General features: G+C 67.6%; 5 protein-coding genes and 3 pseudogenes. 2 read left to right on the top strand and 6 right to left on the bottom strand.

The genetic code is table 11. The features are described from left to right. Positions 1–171, top strand: a pseudogene (locus tag VML93_RS24060) (SAM-dependent methyltransferase); the annotation flags it as partial. Here the strand turns inward: VML93_RS24060 and VML93_RS24055 are convergent. From VML93_RS24055 to VML93_RS24040, 4 genes and pseudogenes are all read right to left on the bottom strand, one after another. Beyond that, positions 168–974 (bottom strand): SDR family oxidoreductase, encoded by an 807-nt coding sequence (locus tag VML93_RS24055; protein WP_325614784.1) that lies wholly within the window; start codon positions 972–974, stop codon positions 168–170. The pseudogene VML93_RS24060 and the gene VML93_RS24055 sit on opposite strands and share 4 nt — an antisense overlap. Positions 975–1,406: 432 nt before the next feature. After that, positions 1,407–1,768 (bottom strand): annotated as a pseudogene (locus tag VML93_RS38690) (PE family protein). A 129-nt stretch (positions 1,769–1,897) separates the two neighbouring features. Beyond that, positions 1,898–2,350: an SRPBCC family protein gene (locus tag VML93_RS24045; RefSeq protein ID WP_325614783.1), complete on the bottom strand. Its 453-nt coding sequence runs from the start codon at positions 2,348–2,350 to the stop codon at positions 1,898–1,900. A gap of 28 nt (positions 2,351–2,378) precedes the next feature. Further along, positions 2,379–3,071, bottom strand: a complete 693-nt coding sequence (locus VML93_RS24040) for an SDR family oxidoreductase (protein ID WP_325614782.1) — start codon at positions 3,069–3,071, stop codon at positions 2,379–2,381. Between the two features lie 85 nt (positions 3,072–3,156). Between VML93_RS24040 and VML93_RS24035 the strand changes: the two genes are divergently transcribed. Next, positions 3,157–3,744 (top strand): CGNR zinc finger domain-containing protein, encoded by a 588-nt coding sequence (locus tag VML93_RS24035; RefSeq protein ID WP_325614781.1) that lies wholly within the window; start codon positions 3,157–3,159, stop codon positions 3,742–3,744. Between the two features lie 22 nt (positions 3,745–3,766). Here VML93_RS24035 and VML93_RS24030 read toward each other — a convergent pair whose 3' ends face one another. After that, complete coding sequence (locus VML93_RS24030) at positions 3,767–3,928, bottom strand: hypothetical protein (protein WP_325614780.1); 162 nt, start codon at positions 3,926–3,928, stop codon at positions 3,767–3,769. A gap of 174 nt (positions 3,929–4,102) precedes the next feature. Next, positions 4,103–4,285 (bottom strand): annotated as a pseudogene (locus VML93_RS24025) (transcriptional regulator); the annotation flags it as partial.

Raw genomic sequence — 4,285 nt, 5'->3', positions numbered from 1 at the left:
GTGATGGTCCCCACCGCGGGGCGCGCCGCCCCGTTGTGGCGGATGCTGCCCAGCGCCGGGGCGCACGCGTTCGACGACGACGAGATCGCAGACATCCTGGAGGACAACGGCTTCGTCAGCCTGCGAGTCAAGAGCCTCGGCGTGTTCCAGTGGGTGCGTGGGAAACGCTAGTTGCGCTTGAGAGCCGGGTGGCTGCGGGCCAGGAAGGGCAGCAGCAGTTCGGGTGGCGTTACCCGGGAGATGGATGCGGCGACCCGGTTGACCCGCCCGGGGATCACCACCGCCTTGCCGGCTGCCAGACCGTCGATCCCGGCCTGCGCCACCTTCTCGGCGGGCAGCCACATCACCTGTGGCAGCGCCGATTCGGCTTCCTCCTTGGAAAAACCGGCGGCCTCACCGAATCCGGTGTCCACCGGCCCCGGACACAACGCCGTCGCGCTGACGCCGGTATCACGTAGCTCACCCCGCAGGCTGTGTGTGTAGGACAGCACGAACGCCTTGGCGGCGCCGTAGGCCGCTTGGCCCGGCAAGGGTTGGAACGCGGCCGTCGACGCCACGTTGAGCACCGCGCCGCGACGACGTTCGACCATGCCCGGCAGAAACCTGCTGCACAGGTCGACGACCGCCGCCACATCGACCTCGACCAGGTTGAGTTCTTTCTCTGGAACCGATTTCGCGACGACTCCGGTCGTCGACAGCCCGGCGTTGTTGACCAGGATGTCGGCAACCAGGCCCAGCGCCGCGATACGGTCCGGCAGGGCCGCCCGGTCGGTTCGCTGGGACAGGTCCGCGGGCAGCGGGTGCGCTTGGGGGCCCAACCCCGCGGCGAGCTCCTCGAGGCGCTCGACGCTGCGGGCGACCAGCACGACCTGGTAGCCGCGTTGGGCAAGTATCTTGGCGAGTTCCTCGCCGATTCCTGACGAAGCGCCGGTGACGATGGCGGCGCGGTCGTTTCCTGGTGGTGGGAGAGCCATACGCCGACCGTACTCGCGCGTCAGCCGGGATTGCCGGGCGAACCCAAGGCGCCGAACAACTGCCCGCCGCTGCCGCCGTCGCCCCCGTTGCCAAACCACCCGGCGTTACCGCCGTCGCCACCGAAGCCGCCCCACCGCTCGTTGGTCGACCCGCCACCGGTGCCCCCGGAGCCCCCGCGGCCGAACCACTCCGCGGCGGTGCCGCCGTTGCCACCGGTGCCGCCGGTGCGCGACGTGCCACCCGCCCCCCTCCGTTACCGCCGTTACCGATGATCCCCAGCGCGTTGCCGCCGTCACCGCCGCCGGCGGTGAGGTGATGGCTGTCGAAGTCGTTGTTGTTCCCACCGGCGCCACCGGCCCCGCCGTTACCGAACCACGCACCGCTGTTGCCGCCGGTCCCGCCGCCACCGCCACCCGACCCGCCGCCGCCGATCAGGCGACCGGCGTCGTCGCGTCGGCGCCGTTGCCGATCAACGGGCGATTGAACAGCAGCTGAGTGGGTGCATTCAGCAGGTCGAGCAGACCCTGACCGGCGGCCGCGTTGGGAGCCTCGGTGGCCGCATACGAACCGGCGCCCGAACTCAACGCCTGCACGAACCGCTGATGAAAAGCCGCCGCCTGAGCACTCAATCCTTGATAGGCCTGAGCGTGTCCGGCAAACAGTGAAGCGACCGCCGCAGACACCTCGTCGCCACCGGCGGCCAGCACATCCGTGGTGGGATCGCGGCAGCCGAATTCGCTTCAATCAGCGCTGCGCCGATGCCCTGTAGGTCCGCTGCCGCCGCTTGGACCATCTCGGGAGCCGCCACCAGATACGACATCGCTGATCTCCTGGCCTGACTCGTCAAGCCCCCCGGAGCAAACTGTCAGCATATCGGGATCGGGTCCGCCGATCGGCGTTTACAGCAAAGGCGGTAGCAGCGTCACCCCGACGAGCCGGCGAGCACCGCGAGCCGGTCCAGCGACGCGCGCAACATTTCGGGCGTCGTTGCGCGAGCGCGAGCAATCCGCGTGGCGTCGGTCAGCGCCGTCCAGTCGTAGGTGTGGGTCACGCTGGTGAGGTCGGCGCTGACCGGCTCGAGCAGCCAACGCCACAGGTGACCGGGCGGCTGCTTGCGGGGTTCGGCTGGGCGCCAGGCGATCTGGCTGCCTTCGATGAACTCCACGACGTGGTTCTCCCGCACCGCGCCTCCAGTCAACGTCATCGTGAAGACGTCACCGGCCCGGTGCACCCGTTGGCCTGGCGCCGCCGAGGCGAGGTTGTTGTTGCCATCCCAGCTCGGCTGGAGGGCGGGGTCGGCGATCAGGTCGAAAATCCGCTGCGCGTTGGCCGCGATGATGCGGGTGACGCTCACGATTCGTTCTTCGGGTTCCATGGCGCAATCCAAACACGCCCCCGCCGTCTCAGCTCGCTCGCAGCGCCTCCACCGGTCCGGAGAGGGCCCCCTTGACGTAGCGGGTGAGATCGTCGGCCAGTACCTCGGCGTCACCTTGCTCGACGCCATCGAGGATGTCACGTGCCACCTGCCGCGGGTCGTTCTTCGCGACATCGAACTCGGAGATCATGTCGGTGTCGGTGTAGCCCAGGTGTACGCCGGTCACCAGCGTGCCCTGCTGCTCGAGCTCGATGCGCAGCGAGTTCGTCAACGACCAGAAGGCGGCCTTGGAAGCACCGTAGCCGCCGAACCCGCCCATCCAGGACAGCACCGAATGGATGTCCACCAGGGCGCCGCCGCCATTGGCGGCGAGGATCGGCGCGAACGCGCGGGCGATCCGCAGCGCACCGAAGAAGTTGGTCTCGAACACCGCGCGGACTTCGTCGATGTCACTGTCCAGCAGCTTCGACGCGCCCGAGATACCGGCATTGTTGATCACGATTTGCGCATCCGAGGCTGTACTAGCCAGCGCTGCAACCGAATTCGGCTCCGTAACGTCGAGCTCGACGCCGATTACCCGGGGGTCCTCGCTGGGCTTCGGCGCCCGCGCGGTGGCGTACACCTTGGCCGCTCCCCGCTGCAGCAACTCATCCACGATGGCCTTGCCGAGCCCGCGCTGCCCACCGGTAACCACGACCGTCGAGCCCTTGATGTTGACCATTAACCGATCTCCTTGACTTAGGTAAAGTTGCTTTGCATCTGTCAAGGTAGTTGTCGCTTACGACATAGTCAAGTAGTATTTGCCTATGTCATCTGAATGGCCCGCGACGCAGCGGTACCGACTGGGGTCTGCGCCCGGCGGCCTGGGGCTCGTGCACGACTTCCTCAACACCGTCGGCATCGGCGAGTACGGTCCGGATCTGCTCACCGACACCGAACTCGCCCGGGCCTGGGTCGCCACCGCCGTGCGCTCCTGGTCGGCCGTGCGCGGCGCCGACGCAGAGCCGCCCGAACTCGACGACGCGGATCTCGCGAAACTTCGCGCAGTGCGCGACACGATCGCGGCGATGGTCGTCGGAGCCCCGGGGCGGGCGATCGGCTCGGTTTCCGCATCCTTCGCGCTGTCCGACACCGGTCAGGTACGGCTGGAACCCGCGGGCAGCGGCTGGCGCTGGCTGGCCTCGGCGCTGTGGAGCGAGATCCTGCTGAGCCAGCAGCAGGACACCTGGCGGCGGCTCAAGAGATGCCACAGCCATGAGTGCGGGTCGACGTTCTACGACCGCTCGAAGAACAACAGCGGGGTGTGGCACGACGTGAAGACATGCGGCAACGCCGCGAATCTGCGCGCTTCCCGCGCGCGCCGGCGTGAACGCGACCACGCCGCCGAAGGCTAGCTGCCCGTTTCGGGCGGGCTGGTCAGCAGCGCTCGTCGCCCTGGCGCATCACGCGCGGTTCGCCCGCGGGACGCAGCCGACGTCTGAGCACGGTGTTCAATGCGTCGCAGGCGCGCTCCTTGAGCGGGGTGATTAGGTCGAGGTTCTCAGGGCTCTGGCCGATCCGGTCTGGTATTGATGGCACAGCTGTAGTCCTTCGTTAATTCGGCCTCCCTCGTTCATTAGGTCGAGAGTGGCCTTAAAGAATTTGACCGCGGCACGTTTACGGGAACGCCGCATCGGAGTAAACGTCACGAAAAGCCGCATTGTTCCGTGCGTCACACTCGGGCCGTTACACAGGGCGCGTCACACCCGTTGCTCAGCGCTTGGCCATGCGTGCCGTCACGTCCTCCAGCGGCACGTCATGTCCCGCCGTGCAACGCACCTGGGGAACGACGGGCGCTCCACAGCCTTCGTGAACGAGTTCCATCGAGCTGGACTCACCCTGCAACACCCTACCGAACTCGATCAGGCTGACGAGCACCGGAAACAGGTCACGACC

Origin of the sequence: Mycobacterium sp. (assembly GCF_035499775.1) — a bacterium.
Classification (GTDB): domain Bacteria; phylum Actinomycetota; class Actinomycetes; order Mycobacteriales; family Mycobacteriaceae; genus Mycobacterium.
Note: the sequence above shows the minus strand (reverse complement) of the source record. Positions and strands in the feature narration are given on the sequence as shown.

Excerpts from the sequence above, each read along its gene's own strand:
- VML93_RS24055 (WP_325614784.1), bottom strand. The coding sequence starts at position 974 with ATGGCTCTCCCACCACCAGGAAACGACCGCGCCGCCATCGTCACCGGC.
- VML93_RS24045 (WP_325614783.1), bottom strand. The coding sequence starts at position 2,350 with ATGGAACCCGAAGAACGAATCGTGAGCGTCACCCGCATCATCGCGGCC.
- VML93_RS24040 (WP_325614782.1), bottom strand. The coding sequence starts at position 3,071 with ATGGTCAACATCAAGGGCTCGACGGTCGTGGTTACCGGTGGGCAGCGC.
- VML93_RS24035 (WP_325614781.1), top strand. The coding sequence starts at position 3,157 with ATGTCATCTGAATGGCCCGCGACGCAGCGGTACCGACTGGGGTCTGCG.